Raw genomic sequence first — 15,007 nt, 5'->3', positions numbered from 1 at the left:
GCATGAGCAATCCGTATCTCGTGAATCCCGGGCGCCGCCGCGCCCTGGCCGTCGGTGGAGGGTTTGCCGCCCTGGCGGGCTTGCCGGGGGCCGTGCTGGCCGACGGCGTGCGTCAGGACCCGCCCGCCAAAGCCGCAGCGGGCGGTGGCAAAGCCCTGCCGGAATATGCCGCGTGGAAAGACGCGGACGCCATGGTCGTGCACAGCGCCAACACCATCGAATTGCGGCGCGAGGACTTTGGCCACAGCACCATCACGCCCAGCAACCGCCTGTACGTGCGCAACAACCTGAATCCGCCTTCGGCCGACATCGTCAAAGACCCTGATGCCTGGTCGCTGGAGGTCTCAGGCGTCGCCCGGCCGGGCAGCCTGACCGTGGCCGACCTCAAGCGCCTGGGCCTGACGGCCGTCACCATGGTGCTGCAATGCTCGGGCAACGGACGGGCCTGGTTTCCGCACAAGCCGAGCGGCACTCAATGGACGGTCGGCGCCGCCGGCTGCGTCGTGTTCGCCGGCGTGCCGGTCAAGGACGTCGTCAAGGCCCTGGGCGGCGTCGCGGGCGGCATGAAATACATGACCAGCACGGGCGGCGAGATCCTGCCGGAAGGCGTGGATCCCAATACCGTGAGAGTCGAGCGTTCCGTACCGGTCGAGGCGATGGAAGACGCCGTCCTGGCCTGGGAACTGAATGGCGCCGCCTTGCCGCTGGCGCATGGCGGCCCGCTGCGCCTGATCGTGCCCGGCTATATGGGCGTGAACAACATCAAGTACATCCGGCACCTGGCCTTCACGGCGGAACAGTCGCCGGCCAAGATCCAGCAGAGCAGCTACCGCTTCTATCCGGTGGGGGAAAAGGGTTCGGACAAATACCCCTCGATCTGGGAAATGCCGGTCAATTCCTGGATCACCTCGCCCTACGAGCCGGGCAAGCCGCAGCCGGCCGGCCGCGTGGTGCTGTCGGGCGTCGCGATGGGCGGGTTCCATGCGCTCAAGGAAGTGGAGGTTTCCCTCGACGGCGGCCAGACCTGGAAAGCCGCCGACTCGTTCGGTCCCGACATGGGGCGCTACGCCTGGCGCACCTTCGCGCTGGCCGTGGACCTGAAACCCGGCAAATACCAGATCGCTACCCGGGCGACCAATGACAAGGGCGACGCCCAGCCCAAGGAACGGCAGGACAACAACCGGGGCTACAACAACAATAGCTGGCTGGATCACAGCATCGAACTGGAGGTGGTCTGAGTGCGCGGGGCGATGAACTGGAAATTGCTTTTGAAGGTCTGGCCTGGCCGCGCCGCGCTGTGCGGCGCGCTGGGCCTGGCGGCCGGCGGCGCCGCATGGGCTGGTACGCCTGATGCGGCGCGGCTGGAAGAGGGGCGGGTGCTGTTCCAGAAGAACGCGACCCCGGCCTGCGCGGTCTGCCATACGCTGGAGGACGCACAGGCGACGGGGCCCATCGGACCGAATCTGGACGAACTGCAGCCCGATCGGGACCAGGTGCTGGCGGCGCTGCGGGACGGCGGCGGCGCCATGCCGTCCTTCGCTGAAACCCTGACCCAGGAACAGCGCGAGACCGTGGCGGATTATGTGGTCTGGGCCACGCATCCGCACTAAAAGGGACGTTGTCGCTGTCCTGACGGAGCGCGCGGCGGCGGGGAATCGCCCGTCGCCGCGTGCGGATCAAGAACCAAAAAAACAGGGCCGGCTGTCCGAAGACGCCGGCCCTGGAATCAGGCGGAAAGGAAACGGATTTACCCGAGTTCCACTTCCGGCCCGTCCTTCTTGATCGGCTTGACCAGGTCTTCGCGCTTGATGCCCATCCACATGGCCAGGGCGGCGGCCACGAACACGGACGAGTAGATCCCGAACCAGATCCCGATCGTCAGGGCCAGCGAGAAGTTGTGCAGCGTGGGGCCGCCGAAGAAGAACATCGACAGCACCATCATCTGCGTCGAACCGTGCGTGATGATCGTCCGGGAAATGTTCTGCGTGATCGAGGTGTTGATGATTTCGCGCACCGAAGCCTTGCGCTGCTTGCGGAAGTTTTCGCGGATCCGGTCCATCACCACCACGGATTCGTTGACCGAATAGCCCAGCACCGCCAGCACCCCGGCCAGCACCGATAGCGAGAATTCCCACTGGAAGCAGGCGAAGAAGCCCAGGATGATCACCACGTCGTGCAGGTTCGCCAGCGCGCACGAGGCGGCCAGCTTCCATTCGAATCGGATCGCCAGGTAGACCATGATGCCCACCACCACGAACAGCAGCGCCATCAGGCCGTTGTGCAGCAGTTCCTGGCCGACCTGCGGCCCGACGAATTCCACCCGGCGCAACTGCACGTCGGCGTGCTGGGCCTGCAGGGCCGACAGCACGGTGCGGCTCTGGGTGGCGGTGTCTTCATCGGGGCGCACCGGCAGGCGGATCATCACGTCCTGCGAGGTGCCGAAATTCTGCACCTGGAAGTCGGTATAGCCCAGCGCGTCGATGGCCGTGCGGATGTCGGCCACCGGCGCGGTCTGCTCGTAGTGGACTTCCATCACCGTGCCGCCGGTGAACTCGATCGACAGGTGGAAGCCCCGGGTGGCGATGAAGAAGACGGCGGCCAGAAAGGTCAGCAGGCTGATGATGTTCAGGATCAGCGCATGCCGCATGAACGGGATGGTGCGGTGGATGCGGAAAAATTCCATGATGTGTCCTGGGGTGCGGGGTGGACGGGCTGGGGCGTGAGCCCGTCAGTCCTGCTTGGGTTTCCAGATCTGGCCGATGGAGATCGTCTTCAGCTTGCGCTGGCGGCCGTACCACAGGTTCGCCAGGGCGCGCACGCCGACCACCGACGAGAACATCGAGGTCAGGATGCCGATGCAGTGCACCACGGCAAAGCCGCGCACCGGGCCGGAGCCGAAGGCCAGCAGGGCCACGCCCACGATCAGGCTGGTCAGGTTGGAGTCGAAAATCGTCGCCCAGGCGCGGTCGAAGCCCAGGTGGATCGCCTGCTGCGGCGGCAGTCCCTCGCGCAGTTCTTCGCGGATGCGCTCGTTGATCAGCACGTTGGCGTCGATGGCCATGCCCAGGGTCAGGGCGACGGCGGCGATGCCGGGCAGGGTCAGCGTGGCCTGCAGCATGGACAGGACGGCCAGCAGCAGCAGCACGTTGAAGCTCAGGCCCAGCGTGGAGAACAGGCCGAACAAGTGGTAGTACAGGATGATGAAGATCGCGATGGCGATGAAGCCGTACAGCGTCGAATCAAAGCCCTGCTTGATGTTGGCGGCGCCCAGGCTGGGGCCGATGGTGCGTTCCTCGATGATGTGCATCGGCGCGGCCAGCGAGCCGGCGCGCAGCAGCAGGGCCACGTCGGCGGCTTCCTGGGCGTTCATGCTGCCGGAAATCTGCACCTGGCCGCCGGGGATTTCGGAACGGATCACCGGGGCGGTGACGACCTCGCCCTTGCCGTTTTCGAACAGCACGATGGCCATGCGCTTGCCGATGTTGTCGCGCGTCACGTCGCGGAAGATGCGCGCACCCTTGGAGTCCAGCGTCAGGTTGACGGTGGGCTGCTGGGTCTGCTGGTCGCGGCCGGGCTGGGCGTCCTGCAGGTTTTCGCCGGTCAGGATCACCTGGCGGCGCAGCAGCAGGGGGCGGCCGTCGCGGTCCTCGTAGCGCACCAGGCCGAAGGGCACGCGGCCCGAGGCCAGGGCGGCCGTGGCGGTGGGCGAATCGTCCACCATGTGGATTTCCAGGGTGGCGGTGCGGCCCAGGATGTCCTTGGCCTTGGCCACGTCCTGGACGCCGGGCAACTGCACCACGATGCGGTCGCCGCCCTGCTGCTGGATCACGGGCTCGGCCACGCCGAGTTCGTTGATCCGGTTGTGCAGCGTCTGGATGTTCTGCTTCAGGGCGTTGTCCTGGACCTGGGTGATGGAGGCCGGGCTGAGCGTGCCGTCCACCAGCCACTGGTCGCCGGACTGGCCGGTGGTGAAGACCATTTCAGGCATGGCGCGGCGCAGCGTGTCGACGGCGGCGTCGCGGTCGGCCTGGGTGGCGAAGGTCGCGCGCACCGACTGCTGGTTGCGCTCGACGTCCTCGGCCTTGAGCTTGGCGTCGCGCAGGGTGGTGCGGGCTTCGCCGGCCATGGAGTCGTAGCGGCTGGTCAGGGCGCCCTGCATGTCCACCTGGAGCAGGAAGTGCACGCCGCCGCGCAGGTCCAGGCCCAGGTACATGGGGTGGGCGCCCAGGGACGTCAGCCAGTTCGGCGAGGCCGACATCAGGTTCAGCGCGACCGTGTAATCGGGGTTCTGCGGGTCCGGGTTCAGGGCCTTTTCGATCTGGTCCTTGGCCTTGAGCTGCGTATCGGTGGAGTCGAAGCGCAGCCGCACCGTGCCGACCGGGCCGTTCATCTCGAACGAGCCGGCGGTCGGGTGGATGCCGGCCTGGTTCAGCGCCTGTTCGGCCCGGGCCAGGGTGTTCTGATCGACCTTGACGGCCGTTTTCGCCCCCGCGATCTGGACTGCCGGGGACTCACCGTAGAGATTGGGCAGCGTGTAGAGCACGCCGATCAGGACGGCGGCCAGAACGATGAGGTATTTCCAGAGGGGATAGCGGTTCATGGTCGATCAGGTGAGGCAGGTCTGAATGGGACGGGGCGCCGGACGCCGGCGCCCGCCGGGCGGATCAGAGCGACTTGATCGTGCCCTTGGGCAGCACGGTGGTGACGGCGCTGCGTTGCACGATGATTTCCACGGCCTTGTCGCCTGCCTGGGAGATTTCGATGGTCAGGTAGTTGTCGCTGACCTTGCTGATCTTGCCCAGCACGCCGCCCGACATAATGACTTCATCGCCCTTGGCCAGCGCCTCGACCATCTTCTTGTGATCCTTCTGGCGCTTCATCTGCGGACGGATCATCAGGAAGTACAGGATGACGAACATCAGGATGATGGGCAGCATGCTCATCAGCGGGTTCGCTTCGCCGGCGGCTTGGGCCGGGATCAGGGTCAGGGTGTCGACGAGGGACATGGAGGCTCCTGCGGGGGCTATGGGGTTCGATGGATGGGTACGAGGCGGTCAATCGGCCGACTCGTGAACGAAATTAACTCTTGATTGTAGCGGGATATGGCACCGCCCGCGTTTCTGTCTTCATTCGATGCCGCGCGCCCGGTCGCGATGGAAGGCCGCGCGCCAGGACTCGAAGCGGTCTTCTTCGATGGCCGTGCGCATCTCCGCCATCAGGTGCAGGTAGAAATGCAGATTGTGCAGGGTGTTCAGGCGGGCGCCGGTGATTTCCCCGGCGCGCTGCAGATGGTGCAGGTAGGCGCGCGAGAAATGACTGCAGGTGTGGCAGGCGCATCCCGGTTCCAGCGGGCGGGTGTCGTCGCGGTAGCGGGCGTTGCGGATCTTGATGTCGCCGTAGCGGGTGAACAGCCAGCCGTTGCGCGCGTTGCGGGTCGGCATGACGCAGTCGAACATGTCCACGCCCCGGCTCACGCCTTCGACCAGGTCCTCGGGCGTGCCCACGCCCATCAGGTAGCGCGGCGCCTGGGCCGGCATGCGCGGGGTCACGTGGGCCAGCACGCGCATCATGTCTTCCTTGGGTTCGCCCACCGACAGGCCGCCGATGGCATAGCCCTCGAAGCCGATCTCCGTCAGGCCGGCCAGGGATTCGTCGCGCAGATCCTCGTACATGCCGCCCTGGATGATGCCGAACAGGGCGTTGGGATTATCCAGGTCCTGGAAGGCCTGGCGCGAACGGCGCGCCCAGCGCAGCGACATGCGCATCGAGGCCGCGGCTTCTTCGTGGGTGGCGGGGCGGTCGCCGATGCGGTAGGGCGTGCATTCGTCCAGCACCATGGCGATGTCGGAATTCAGGCTGCGCTGGATGCGCATCGATTCCTCGGGCGTCAGGAACAGGCGCGAACCATCGATGGGCGAGGCGAAACGCACGCCTTCTTCGGTGATCTTGCGCATGCCGTCCAGGCTGAAGACCTGGAAGCCGCCGGAGTCCGTCAGGATCGGCCGGTCCCACTGCATGAAACCGTGCAGGCCGCCGTGGCGGTCCAGGATGTCGGTGCCGGGGCGCAGCCACAGGTGAAAGGTATTGCCCAGCACGATCTGGGAGCCGATCTCTTTCAGTTCGTGCGGCAGCATGGCCTTGACGCTGCCGTAGGTGCCCACGGGCATGAAGATCGGGGTCTGGACGACGCCGTGGTTCAGCGTCAGGCGGCCGCGCCGGGCGGCGCCGTCGGTGTGCAGCAGTTCGAATCGGAGTCCGGTCATGAGGTCTGGTTCTGGGAGAGAGCGGCGGCGAGGTCCTGGGCGGCCTCGATGAACATGGCGTCGCCGTAGCTGAAGAAGCGGTAGCGCGCCTGCACGGCGTGGGCGTAGGCGCGGCGGATCGGGTCCATGCCCGCGAGGGCGGACACCAGCATCAGCAGCGTCGATTGCGGCAGGTGGAAATTGGTGATCAGGGCATCGACGTTGGCGAAGCGGTGGCCGGGCGTGATGAAGATCCGGGTGTCGCCTTCGCAGGCGTGCTCGCCGTCGCCGTCGCGGGCGGCGGCTTCCAGCGAGCGCACGCTGGTGGTGCCGACCGCGATCACGCGCCCGCCGCGCGCGCGGGTCTCGCGGATGCGGCGCAGGGTTTCAGCCGGCACGGCGTAGCGTTCCGCGTGCATGATGTGCTCGCTGATGCGCGTGACGCGCACCGGCTGGAAGGTGCCCGCGCCCACGTGCAGGGTGACGAAGGCCCGTGCCACGCCCAGGGCCTCCAGGCGGTCGAGCATGGCCTGGTCGAAGTGCAGGCCGGCGGTCGGCGCAGCGACTGCGCCGGGCTTGTCGGCGTAGACAGTCTGGTAGCGCGCCTCGTCCTCGCCATCGGCGCCGTGCGTGATGTAGGGCGGCAAGGGCACGCTGCCGTGGCGGTCCAGCAATGCCAGCACGGGGGCCGGGAAGGCCAGTTCGAACAGTTCGTCCTGGCGGCCCAGGACAGTGGCCTCGATGGCGCCGTCGGCCAGGATCAGCCGCGTGCCGGGACGAGGCGACTTGCTGGCGCGCACGTGCGCCAGGGCGCGCCGGGGTTCGGTGATGCGTTCGACCAGGACTTCGACCTGGCCGCCGCTGTCCTTGCGGCCGCGCAGCCGGGCCTTGATGACGCGGGTGTCGTTGAAGACCAGCAGGTCGCCGGCGCGCAGCAGGCCGGGCAGGTCGGTGAACTGCCGGTCGTGCAGGCCGCCGGCACCGTCTAGATGCAGCAGCCGGCTGGCGTCGCGCCGCGCGGCGGGATGCTGGGCGATCAGTTCGGGGGGCAGTTCGTAGTCGAACTGGGCAATATCGAGGGAATCAGTCACGGGCGGTCCGAATGCCTGCGAGGACACCCGGGGAGGAAACAGTTTGGGGATGGAGGCGTATTTTAGTCTGATGTCACCGGCGCGCCCCGGGACGCGTATCGGCCGTTGCATCTGGCCGCATCCGGGCCGGCGACTTTAGATTATGCTGCTATTTTGTTTTTTTGCCGCTTGATCAGGTGATGGTATGCAATTGGCGGGACGGATGAGGTGGAAGTCATGGCGGCGGCGCCTGGGCGCGGGGCTGGCGGCATGCCTGCTCGCGGGGGTGTCGTTGGGCGCGGGCGCGCAGGCGCTGCCGCCGGAACTGCAAAAGGCCTGGACGGCCACGAAACTGCCGATGTCCTCCCTGTCGCTGGAAGTCCGCGAGGCCGGCGGCCCGGTCCTCGTCCGGATCCAGGCCGACGAGCCGCGCAATCCGGCTTCGGTGATGAAGACCGTGACGACCTGGACCGCACTGTCGGCCCTGGGGCCGGACTACACCTGGCGCACCCGCTTTCTGTCCGACCCGGGCGCCCGCGTCGATGACCAGGGCACGCTGCAAGGGCCGCTTTACGTTCAGGCGGCCGGCGACCCCTGGTTCCGCCAGGAAGACCTCTGGAACATGCTGCGCGAATTGCGCCTGAGGGGGGTGAAGAACCTGTCCGAGGTCGTGGTGGATCGCGGCCTGTTCGGTGATGTGGCCATCGATCCGGGCAGTTTCGACGACGCGCCGGATCGTCCCTATAACGCCAGCCCCGACGCGATGATGGTCAATTTCGGCGCGACCCGGCTGGTGTTCCTGCCCGATGCCAAGGCGCGCCAGTGGATTCCCGTGCTCGATCCGCCGACCCGTGACGTGCGCGTCGACGGCAAGCTCGAATGGCTGGACGGCGTGTGCAAGGGCTCGCCCATCGTGGCGGCCGACGTGCGGCCCGAAGGCCCGCAATCCGTTATCCGGGTGTCCGGCAAGGCCGTCGGCTCGTGCGGCGAGTTCAGCGTATACCGGCTGGCCGGCAAGCAGGGCGACCATTTCGAGGCCCTGTTCCGCCTGCTCTGGCGCGAGCTGGGCGGCACGCTGTCGCGCGGCGTGCGCGAGGGGCGCGCGCCCGCAAAGGGCGCGGTGCTGGCCTGGCACGACTCGCCGTCCCTGGCCGACGTGATCCGCCAGATCAACAAGCACAGCAACAATGTCATGGCCCGCATGACCTTGCTGACCCTGGGCGCGGAGCTGAACGGTTCGGGCGCCACCCCGGAAAGCGGCGGTCAGGCGGTCCGGCAAGTCCTGAAGAATCAGGGGGTGGACACGACGGGCTGGACGCTGGACAATGGCTCGGGCCTGTCGCGCCAGGGCCGGATCACGGCGCGCGGCCTGGCGCAGATGCTGGACGTGGCCTGGCGTTCGCCGATGATGCCCGAATTCGTCTCTTCGCTGGCGATTTCGGGGGTGGACGGCACCGTGCGCCGCCGCTTGCGTTCCGAGGACACGCGCGGCCAGGCGCACCTGAAAACCGGCACTCTGCGCGATTCGCGCGCGCTGGCCGGCTACGTGCGCGGCGCCAGCGGCAAGCGCTACATCCTGGTCAGCCTGGTCAACAACCCGGGCGCGGCCGCAGTCCGGCCATTCGATGACGCGCTCGTCGAGTGGCTGGCGGCGCGCTGAGGCGGCCGCCCGTCCGGCGCGCGATCGGCTGTTGCCGTGACCGCGCCGGTCCATGAAAAATCATGGATGTCTTGACAGGCAACTAATTCATTTATAAATTAATAAGAAATAAACTAAATGAAGCCATGAGCGGCGACCGGAGCGGATGCATCCGTGTGGCCCAGGAGGAAGCGTGAGATGAAGACCATCCCCATCGGCGGCCTCGCCGGCTCGCATCGGCCGCCTGTGCCGGCCGGAGGCCGGTCATGAGCGGCGGGCAGGCGCCTCGCCATGCCCTGGTCACGGGCGGCAGCCGGGGCATCGGCGCGGCCATCGTCCGGCGCCTGGCGGCCGAAGGGCATCACGTGACGGTCCTGGGCCGCGGCTTGCAGGCCGCCCAGGCGCTGGCGGCGCAAGACCCCGGGCATCTGCATGCGGTGGCGGCCGACGTGGCCGACGCCGCTCAGATGACCGCTGCCCTGGCGGATGCCCGCGCCCGCTTCGGGCCGATCACCGTGCTGGTCAATAATGCCGGCCAGGCGGAAAGCGCGCCGTTTCTGAAAATGGACATCGACCTGTGGCAGCGCATGCTGCACGTCAATCTGACGGGGACGATGGTGTGCACCCAGGCGGTGCTGCCGGACATGCTGGCCGCCGGTTGGGGGCGGATCGTCAACGTCGCCAGCACGGCGGGCCGGAAAGGCTACGCCTACGTGTCGGCCTATTGCGCGGCCAAGCACGGCGTGATCGGGCTGACCCGGTCGCTGGCGCTGGAGCTGGCCGCCAAGGGAGTGACGGTCAACGCCGTCTGTCCGGGCTACACCGATACCGACATCGTGCGCACCAGCGTCGAACGGGTCGCGGCCAAGACCGGCCGCAGCGCGCAGTCCGCGCGCAACGAGTTCACCAAGGTCAACCCGCAGGGGCGGCTGGTCGATCCGGACGAAGTGGCGGATGCCGTCGTCTGGCTGTGCGGGACGCGTGCGGCCGCCGTGACCGGCCAGGCGGTTTCGGTCAGCGGCGGCGAGGTCATGTGAGCCCGGACATGCGTCCGAACGAGTGTCCGAACCTGAGTCTGAACGTCTGAAAGGAAAGCCGTCGATGGCCAAACTAGCCAAAAACTTCCGTCTCGTCGAGTCGCTGGGCGAGGAACACATCGGGCTGGAGGCGCGCGCGCAGATGGACGACCATCTGGACGTGCGGATGTGGCTGCGCCTGCTGGCCTGCTCCGCCCAGATCGAGCGGCAGATCCGTCTGCTGCTGCGGGTGCGCTTTGCCACCTCCCTGCCGCGCTTCGACTACCTGGCCCAGCTCGATCGCCACCCGGACGGCCTGCGCATGAGCGTGCTGTCCCGTCACCTGATGGTGACGGGGGGCAATGTCACCGGGCTGACGGATCAACTGGTCAAGGACGGCATGGTGCAGCGCATCGAGGACCCGGAGGACCGGCGTTCCTGGCGGGTGCTGCTGAGTGAGAAAGGCCGGGCGGAATTCGCCCGCATGGCGGTCGAGCACGAACAATGGCTGACCGACATGTTCAGGGATCTGCCCTTGGAGAACAAGGAAGCCCTGTACGAGCATTTGGGGCATCTGCGCGTGCGGCTCGCGCAGCGCCAGGAGGAAATCGAGGCGAGCGCCCACAAGGCGGGGCGCGCCACTTCCAGGAGAAAAACGCATGACTGATGATCGGATCGACCCGGGTTTGCTGGCGGGCAACCGCCGGCCCATGGCGGGTGAACAGCCGGAGCACTTTCTATGGGCCGTCGACGAGGGGGTGGCGACCATCACCCTGAACCGGCCCGAGCGCAAGAATCCGCTGACCTTCGAAAGCTATGCCGAGCTGCGGGACCTGTTCCATCGCCTCAAATGGGCGGACGACGTCAAGGCGGTCGTGGTGACGGGCGCGGGCGGCAATTTCTGTTCCGGCGGGGACGTGCATGAAATCATCGGCCCGCTGATCCGGCTCAAGGCGCCGGAACTGCTGATGTTCACGCGCATGACCGGCGAACTGGTCCAGACCATGCGGGCCTGCCCGCAGCCGATCGTGGCGGCGGTCGACGGCGTGTGCGCCGGCGCGGGGGCCATCATGGCCATGGCGTCCGACCTGCGGCTGGGCACCGAACGCAGCAAGACCGCGTTCCTGTTCAACCGTGTCGGCCTGGCGGGGTGCGACATGGGGGCCTGCGCCATCCTGCCGCGCCTGATCGGGCAGGGCCGGGCCAGTGAACTGCTGTATACGGGCCGCAGCCTGGGCGGCGCCGAAGGCGAGCGCTGGGGCTATTTCAACCGTCTCTGCGCGCCGGAAGAACTGCTGTCCGAGGCCCAGGCGCTGGCGGCGCAACTGTGCCAGGGGCCGAGTTTCGCCAATGGCATCACCAAGACCATGCTGCACCAGGAATGGGCCATGACGATCGAACAAGCCATCGAGGCCGAGGCCCAGGCGCAGGCGATCTGCATGATGACCCAGGATTTCGCGCGGGCCTATCACGCCTTCGTCGACAAACAGAAGCCTCGTTTCGAGGGAGACTGAGATGGCAGACACCGCATACCTGGAATGGCCGTTCTTCGAGGATCGTCACCGCGAACTGGCGGCGGCGCTGGATGCGTGGGCGACGGCGAACGTGTCCCAGGAACATGGCCGGGACGTCGACGACGCCTGCAAGGCCCTGGTGCGTTCGCTGGGCGCCGGCGGCTGGCTGCGCCACGCAGTCGCGGGGACGGCGCACGGCGGCTTCGGGCCGGCGATCGACACGCGCGCCGTCTGCCTGATCCGTGAAACGCTGGCCCGTCATTCCGGGCTGGCCGACTTTGCCTTTGCCATGCAGGGCCTGGGTTCGGGGGCGATTTCCCTGCACGGCACCGAGGCCCAGCGCCAGGACTACCTGACGCGCGTGGCCGCCGGCCAGGCGATCGCCGCCTTTGCCTTGTCCGAACCCGATGCGGGTTCCGATGTGGCCGCCATGGCCTGCGCCGCGCGTGCGGACGGGGACGATTACATCCTCGACGGCGAGAAAACCTGGATCTCCAACGGCGGCATCGCCGACTTCTACGTTGTCTTCGCACGCACCGGCGAGGCGCCGGGCGCGCGCGGTCTTTCGGCCTTCATCGTGGACGCCGGGACGCCGGGTTTCGAAATCGCCGAGCGCATCGAAGTGATCGCGCCGCACCCGCTGGCCCGCCTGCGCTTCAATCAATGCCGGATCCCGGCGAGCCGGCGCCTGGGCGCGCCCGGCGAGGGCTTCAAGGTCGCCATGCGGACGCTGGACGTGTTCCGGACTTCCGTGGCCGCCGCGGCGCTGGGCTTTGCCCGCCGCGCCCTGGACGAGGCCTTGCAGCGCGCCGTGACCCGGCGCATGTTCAAGGGCGTGCTGGCGGACTTCCAACTGACCCAGTCCAAGCTCGCCCAGATGGCGACCGCGATCGACAGCGCGGCCCTGCTGACGTACCGGGCCGCCTGGCTGCGGGACCAGGGGCGGACGGTGACGCGCGAGGCCGCCATGGCCAAGATGACGGCCACCGAAAACGCCCAGCAGGTGATCGATGCGGCCGTGCAGATGTTCGGCGGCCTGGGGGTCGTCAGCGAACAACCGGTCGAGCGCCTGTACCGGGACGTCCGGGCGCTGAGAATCTACGAAGGCGCGACCGAAGTGCAGCAGCTCATCATTGCCCGGGAACTGTTGAAGCCCTTGCAGGGGTGAGCCCGGCCGGGTGGCCGCATGCCGAAAGCAGCAGGCATGTGGTCATCCCGCATTGACAGCTATTTATTTCATATATAAATTAATAATAACTAAATTAACATCCGCCGGGTGTGCTCGTGACTTGTTTCCGCGCACCCGCCCGGCGGCCATCACGCCGGGGAGACAATCCATCGTGTACAGCGCCCACATCGATACTTTCGCCCGCGACCATCTGCCGCCGCCGGAGCAGCAGCCCGAATTCCTGTTCGATCTGCCCGAACTGCAGTTTCCCGAGCGCCTGAATTGCGCCACCGAGCTGCTCGACCGCCACGTCGCCGAAGGGCGGGGTGATCGGACCTGCATCCGTGCGCCGGGCGTGACCTGGACGTACGCCGACCTGCAGGAGCGGGCCAATCGCATCGCCCACGTGCTGGTACGGGACATGGGCCTGGCGCCGGGCAACCGCGTGCTGCTGCGCGCGCCCAACAATCCCATGCTGGCGGCCTGCTGGTTCGCCGTCATGAAGGCGGGCGGCGTCGCCGTGGCGACGATGCCGCTGCTGCGTGCCAAGGAATTGAACGCCATCCTGGAAATCGGACAGGTCACCCACGCCTTGTGCGATGCCGCGCTGGCCGAGGAAATGAACCTCGCGGCGCGGCAGCAGCCGGGCTTGCGGCAATTGCGCTTCTTCCATGAGGACGGGCCGGAAGGCCTGGAGGCCGCCATGGCGCGGATGCCGGCCGATTTCCGGAACGTCGAGACGGCCGCCGACGATACCTGCATCCTGGGCTTCACGTCCGGGACCACGGGCGTGCCCAAGGCCACCATGCATTTCCACCGCGACGTCATGGCGATCTGCGATTGCTGGCCCAAGTACGTGCTGCGGCCTGCGGCGGACGACGTGTTCATCGGCAGCCCGCCGCTGGCCTTCACTTTCGGCCTGGGGGGGCTGCTGCTGTTTCCCCTGCGCGTGGGCGCGACTGCGGTCCTGCTGGAAAAGGCCGGTCCGCCGCTGCTGCTCGAGGGCATCCGCGAATTCGGTGCCACCGTGGTATTCACGGCGCCCACGTCCTACCGGGCGCTGGCGGCGCATGGCGCCGAGCTGCGGCAGTCTCCCTTGCGCAAGTGCGTGTCGGCAGGCGAGGCCTTGCCGGCCGCGACGCGCGCGCTGTGGAAGGAAGCGACGGGCATCGAACTGATCGACGGGATCGGCGCGACCGAGATGCTGCACATCTTCATTTCGCACGACGAAAGCAACGCCCGTCCCGGCGCCACCGGCAAGCCGGTGCCCGGCTACCGCGCCAAGGTGGTGGACGACGAAGGGCGGGAAGTGCCCCCCGGCACCATCGGCAAGCTGGCGGTGCAAGGTCCCACGGGGTGCCGCTACCTGGCCGACCCGCGCCAGAAAGCCTACGTGCGGGATGGCTGGAACCTGACGGGCGACGCCTACCTGATGGATGCCGACGGCTATTTCTTCTATCAGGCGCGCACGGATGACATGATCATCTCGTCGGGCTACAACATCGCCGCGCCCGAGGTCGAGGAGGCGCTGATGCAGCATCCCGCCGTGGCGGAGTGCGCCGTGATCGGCGTGCCCGACGAGCAGCGCGGTCAGATCGTCAAGGCCTTCGTGGTCCTGCGGCCCGGCCAGGCGCGGGATGAGGCGATGGTCAAGACCTTGCAGGATTTCGTCAAAGCGACGGTCGCGCCCTACAAGTATCCGCGCGCGGTCGAGTTCGTGGACGCCCTGCCGCGTACCCAGACCGGCAAGCTGCAGCGCTTCAAGCTGCATCCGTCCGCCTGAACCGCCCTCGGAGCGGCCCGTTCTTGTCAAGTATGATGCGCACAAGAGCGTGCCGCCCGCATCCGGGGGCGGGGCTCGTCTGGTTTAGGCAGGAGTCATGGCTGGCACTGATCCGCAGCGGTTCATTCCGGAAGGCACGGACTTCCACTACGACGAGTTTCCATTCTATTGGCTGGTCCGCCTCCATGCCCTGTACACGCAGGAGCTGGAGCGGGTGCTCAAGCGCCTGAATACCGGCATTCCCCAGCGGCGCGTGCTGCTCATTCTGCGCCGGCACGGGATCGTCAGCGTCTCCACGCTGGCCACCCATGTGATCATCAAGCCTTCGACCTTGACGCGTATCCTTCAGCGGATGCGCGAAGACGGCCTGATCGAGATGCGCACCAATGCCGAGGACGGGCGGGTCACCGACGTGCTGATCACGGCCGAGGGCGAGGCGCTGGCCACCCGGATCGAGCAGGCCACCCACCGGATATTCGTCCGTGGCTATCAGGGCCTGAGCGCCGACGATCTGGAGCGTCTGATGGAGACGCTCCGGCACATGGCCACGAATCTATCCGAGCATTGAACAGGCC

Annotated in this window: 14 protein-coding genes; 9 read left to right on the top strand and 5 right to left on the bottom strand. The window is 67.3% G+C overall.

The window, feature by feature from the left end:
- Window positions 1-2: 2 nt before the first annotated feature.
- Window positions 3-1,238, top strand: coding sequence for a SorT family sulfite dehydrogenase catalytic subunit (gene sorT, locus ACFO0J_RS03720; protein ID WP_376811707.1), 1,236 nt, complete (start codon window positions 3-5; stop codon window positions 1,236-1,238).
- Window positions 1,239-1,268: 30 nt separating this feature from the next.
- The gene (gene sorU / locus ACFO0J_RS03715) at window positions 1,269-1,610 is read left to right on the top strand and encodes a SorU family sulfite dehydrogenase c-type cytochrome subunit (RefSeq protein ID WP_376811706.1); all 342 of its coding nucleotides are present in this window, start codon (window positions 1,269-1,271) and stop codon (window positions 1,608-1,610) included.
- Between the two features lie 137 nt (window positions 1,611-1,747).
- On the opposite strand, the gene secF is transcribed toward sorU, so the two are convergent.
- From secF to queA, 5 genes are all read right to left on the bottom strand, one after another.
- Entirely contained in the window at window positions 1,748-2,683 is a 936-nt protein-coding gene (gene secF / locus ACFO0J_RS03710; protein ID WP_376811705.1) for a protein translocase subunit SecF, read from the bottom strand.
- A 45-nt stretch (window positions 2,684-2,728) separates the two neighbouring features.
- A complete protein-coding gene (gene secD, locus ACFO0J_RS03705) occupies window positions 2,729-4,600 on the bottom strand; it encodes a protein translocase subunit SecD (RefSeq protein ID WP_376811704.1) in 1,872 nt (623 codons plus the stop codon).
- A gap of 64 nt (window positions 4,601-4,664) precedes the next feature.
- Window positions 4,665-5,006 (bottom strand): preprotein translocase subunit YajC, encoded by a 342-nt coding sequence (gene yajC / locus ACFO0J_RS03700; RefSeq protein WP_376811703.1) that lies wholly within the window; start codon window positions 5,004-5,006, stop codon window positions 4,665-4,667.
- Between the two features lie 120 nt (window positions 5,007-5,126).
- Window positions 5,127-6,263, bottom strand: coding sequence for a tRNA guanosine(34) transglycosylase Tgt (gene tgt / locus ACFO0J_RS03695; protein WP_376811702.1), 1,137 nt, complete (start codon window positions 6,261-6,263; stop codon window positions 5,127-5,129).
- Window positions 6,260-7,333, bottom strand: coding sequence for a tRNA preQ1(34) S-adenosylmethionine ribosyltransferase-isomerase QueA (gene queA, locus ACFO0J_RS03690; protein ID WP_376811701.1), 1,074 nt, complete (start codon window positions 7,331-7,333; stop codon window positions 6,260-6,262). The genes tgt and queA overlap by 4 nt, the downstream gene beginning before the upstream one ends.
- A gap of 184 nt (window positions 7,334-7,517) precedes the next feature.
- On the opposite strand from queA, the gene dacB reads away from it, so the two are divergent.
- From dacB to ACFO0J_RS03655, 7 genes are all read left to right on the top strand, one after another.
- A complete protein-coding gene (dacB, locus tag ACFO0J_RS03685; RefSeq protein ID WP_376811700.1) occupies window positions 7,518-8,972 on the top strand; it encodes a D-alanyl-D-alanine carboxypeptidase/D-alanyl-D-alanine endopeptidase in 1,455 nt (484 codons plus the stop codon).
- A gap of 245 nt (window positions 8,973-9,217) precedes the next feature.
- Window positions 9,218-9,988 carry an SDR family NAD(P)-dependent oxidoreductase gene (locus ACFO0J_RS03680; RefSeq protein WP_376811699.1) on the top strand — a complete coding sequence of 257 codons (771 nt, stop codon included), beginning with the start codon at window positions 9,218-9,220 and terminating at the stop codon, window positions 9,986-9,988.
- Between the two features lie 64 nt (window positions 9,989-10,052).
- On the top strand, window positions 10,053-10,634 hold the full coding sequence (locus ACFO0J_RS03675; RefSeq protein ID WP_376811698.1) for a MarR family winged helix-turn-helix transcriptional regulator: 582 nt from the start codon (window positions 10,053-10,055) through the stop codon (window positions 10,632-10,634).
- On the top strand, window positions 10,627-11,481 hold the full coding sequence (locus tag ACFO0J_RS03670) for an enoyl-CoA hydratase family protein (protein WP_376811697.1): 855 nt from the start codon (window positions 10,627-10,629) through the stop codon (window positions 11,479-11,481). The genes ACFO0J_RS03675 and ACFO0J_RS03670 overlap by 8 nt, the downstream gene beginning before the upstream one ends.
- A 1-nt stretch (window position 11,482) precedes the next feature.
- On the top strand, window positions 11,483-12,649 hold the full coding sequence (locus tag ACFO0J_RS03665; RefSeq protein ID WP_376811696.1) for an acyl-CoA dehydrogenase family protein: 1,167 nt from the start codon (window positions 11,483-11,485) through the stop codon (window positions 12,647-12,649).
- 172 nt (window positions 12,650-12,821) lie between these two features.
- Entirely contained in the window at window positions 12,822-14,432 is a 1,611-nt protein-coding gene (locus ACFO0J_RS03660) for a benzoate-CoA ligase family protein (RefSeq protein WP_376811695.1), read from the top strand.
- Between the two features lie 97 nt (window positions 14,433-14,529).
- The gene (locus tag ACFO0J_RS03655; protein WP_376811694.1) at window positions 14,530-15,000 is read left to right on the top strand and encodes a MarR family winged helix-turn-helix transcriptional regulator; all 471 of its coding nucleotides are present in this window, start codon (window positions 14,530-14,532) and stop codon (window positions 14,998-15,000) included.
- Window positions 15,001-15,007 lie beyond the last annotated feature (7 nt).

It is taken from the genome of Castellaniella hirudinis (genome assembly GCF_042651965.1).
Classification (GTDB): Bacteria; Pseudomonadota; Gammaproteobacteria; order Burkholderiales; family Burkholderiaceae_B; genus Castellaniella; species Castellaniella hirudinis.
This window is presented reverse-complemented; position numbering and strand designations above follow the sequence as displayed.

What these genes read in the sequence shown, in the direction of transcription:
- ACFO0J_RS03665 (WP_376811696.1), top strand. Translation starts at nt 11,483, where the DNA reads ATGGCAGACACCGCATACCTGGAATGGCCGTTCTTCGAGGATCGTCAC.
- secF (WP_376811705.1), bottom strand. Translation starts at nt 2,683, where the DNA reads ATGGAATTTTTCCGCATCCACCGCACCATCCCGTTCATGCGGCATGCG.
- secD (WP_376811704.1), bottom strand. Translation starts at nt 4,600, where the DNA reads ATGAACCGCTATCCCCTCTGGAAATACCTCATCGTTCTGGCCGCCGTC.
- ACFO0J_RS03675 (WP_376811698.1), top strand. Translation starts at nt 10,053, where the DNA reads ATGGCCAAACTAGCCAAAAACTTCCGTCTCGTCGAGTCGCTGGGCGAG.
- dacB (WP_376811700.1), top strand. Translation starts at nt 7,518, where the DNA reads ATGCAATTGGCGGGACGGATGAGGTGGAAGTCATGGCGGCGGCGCCTG.
- ACFO0J_RS03655 (WP_376811694.1), top strand. Translation starts at nt 14,530, where the DNA reads ATGGCTGGCACTGATCCGCAGCGGTTCATTCCGGAAGGCACGGACTTC.
- ACFO0J_RS03670 (WP_376811697.1), top strand. Translation starts at nt 10,627, where the DNA reads ATGACTGATGATCGGATCGACCCGGGTTTGCTGGCGGGCAACCGCCGG.
- sorT (WP_376811707.1), top strand. Translation starts at nt 3, where the DNA reads ATGAGCAATCCGTATCTCGTGAATCCCGGGCGCCGCCGCGCCCTGGCC.
- yajC (WP_376811703.1), bottom strand. Translation starts at nt 5,006, where the DNA reads ATGTCCCTCGTCGACACCCTGACCCTGATCCCGGCCCAAGCCGCCGGC.
- ACFO0J_RS03680 (WP_376811699.1), top strand. Translation starts at nt 9,218, where the DNA reads ATGAGCGGCGGGCAGGCGCCTCGCCATGCCCTGGTCACGGGCGGCAGC.
- tgt (WP_376811702.1), bottom strand. Translation starts at nt 6,263, where the DNA reads ATGACCGGACTCCGATTCGAACTGCTGCACACCGACGGCGCCGCCCGG.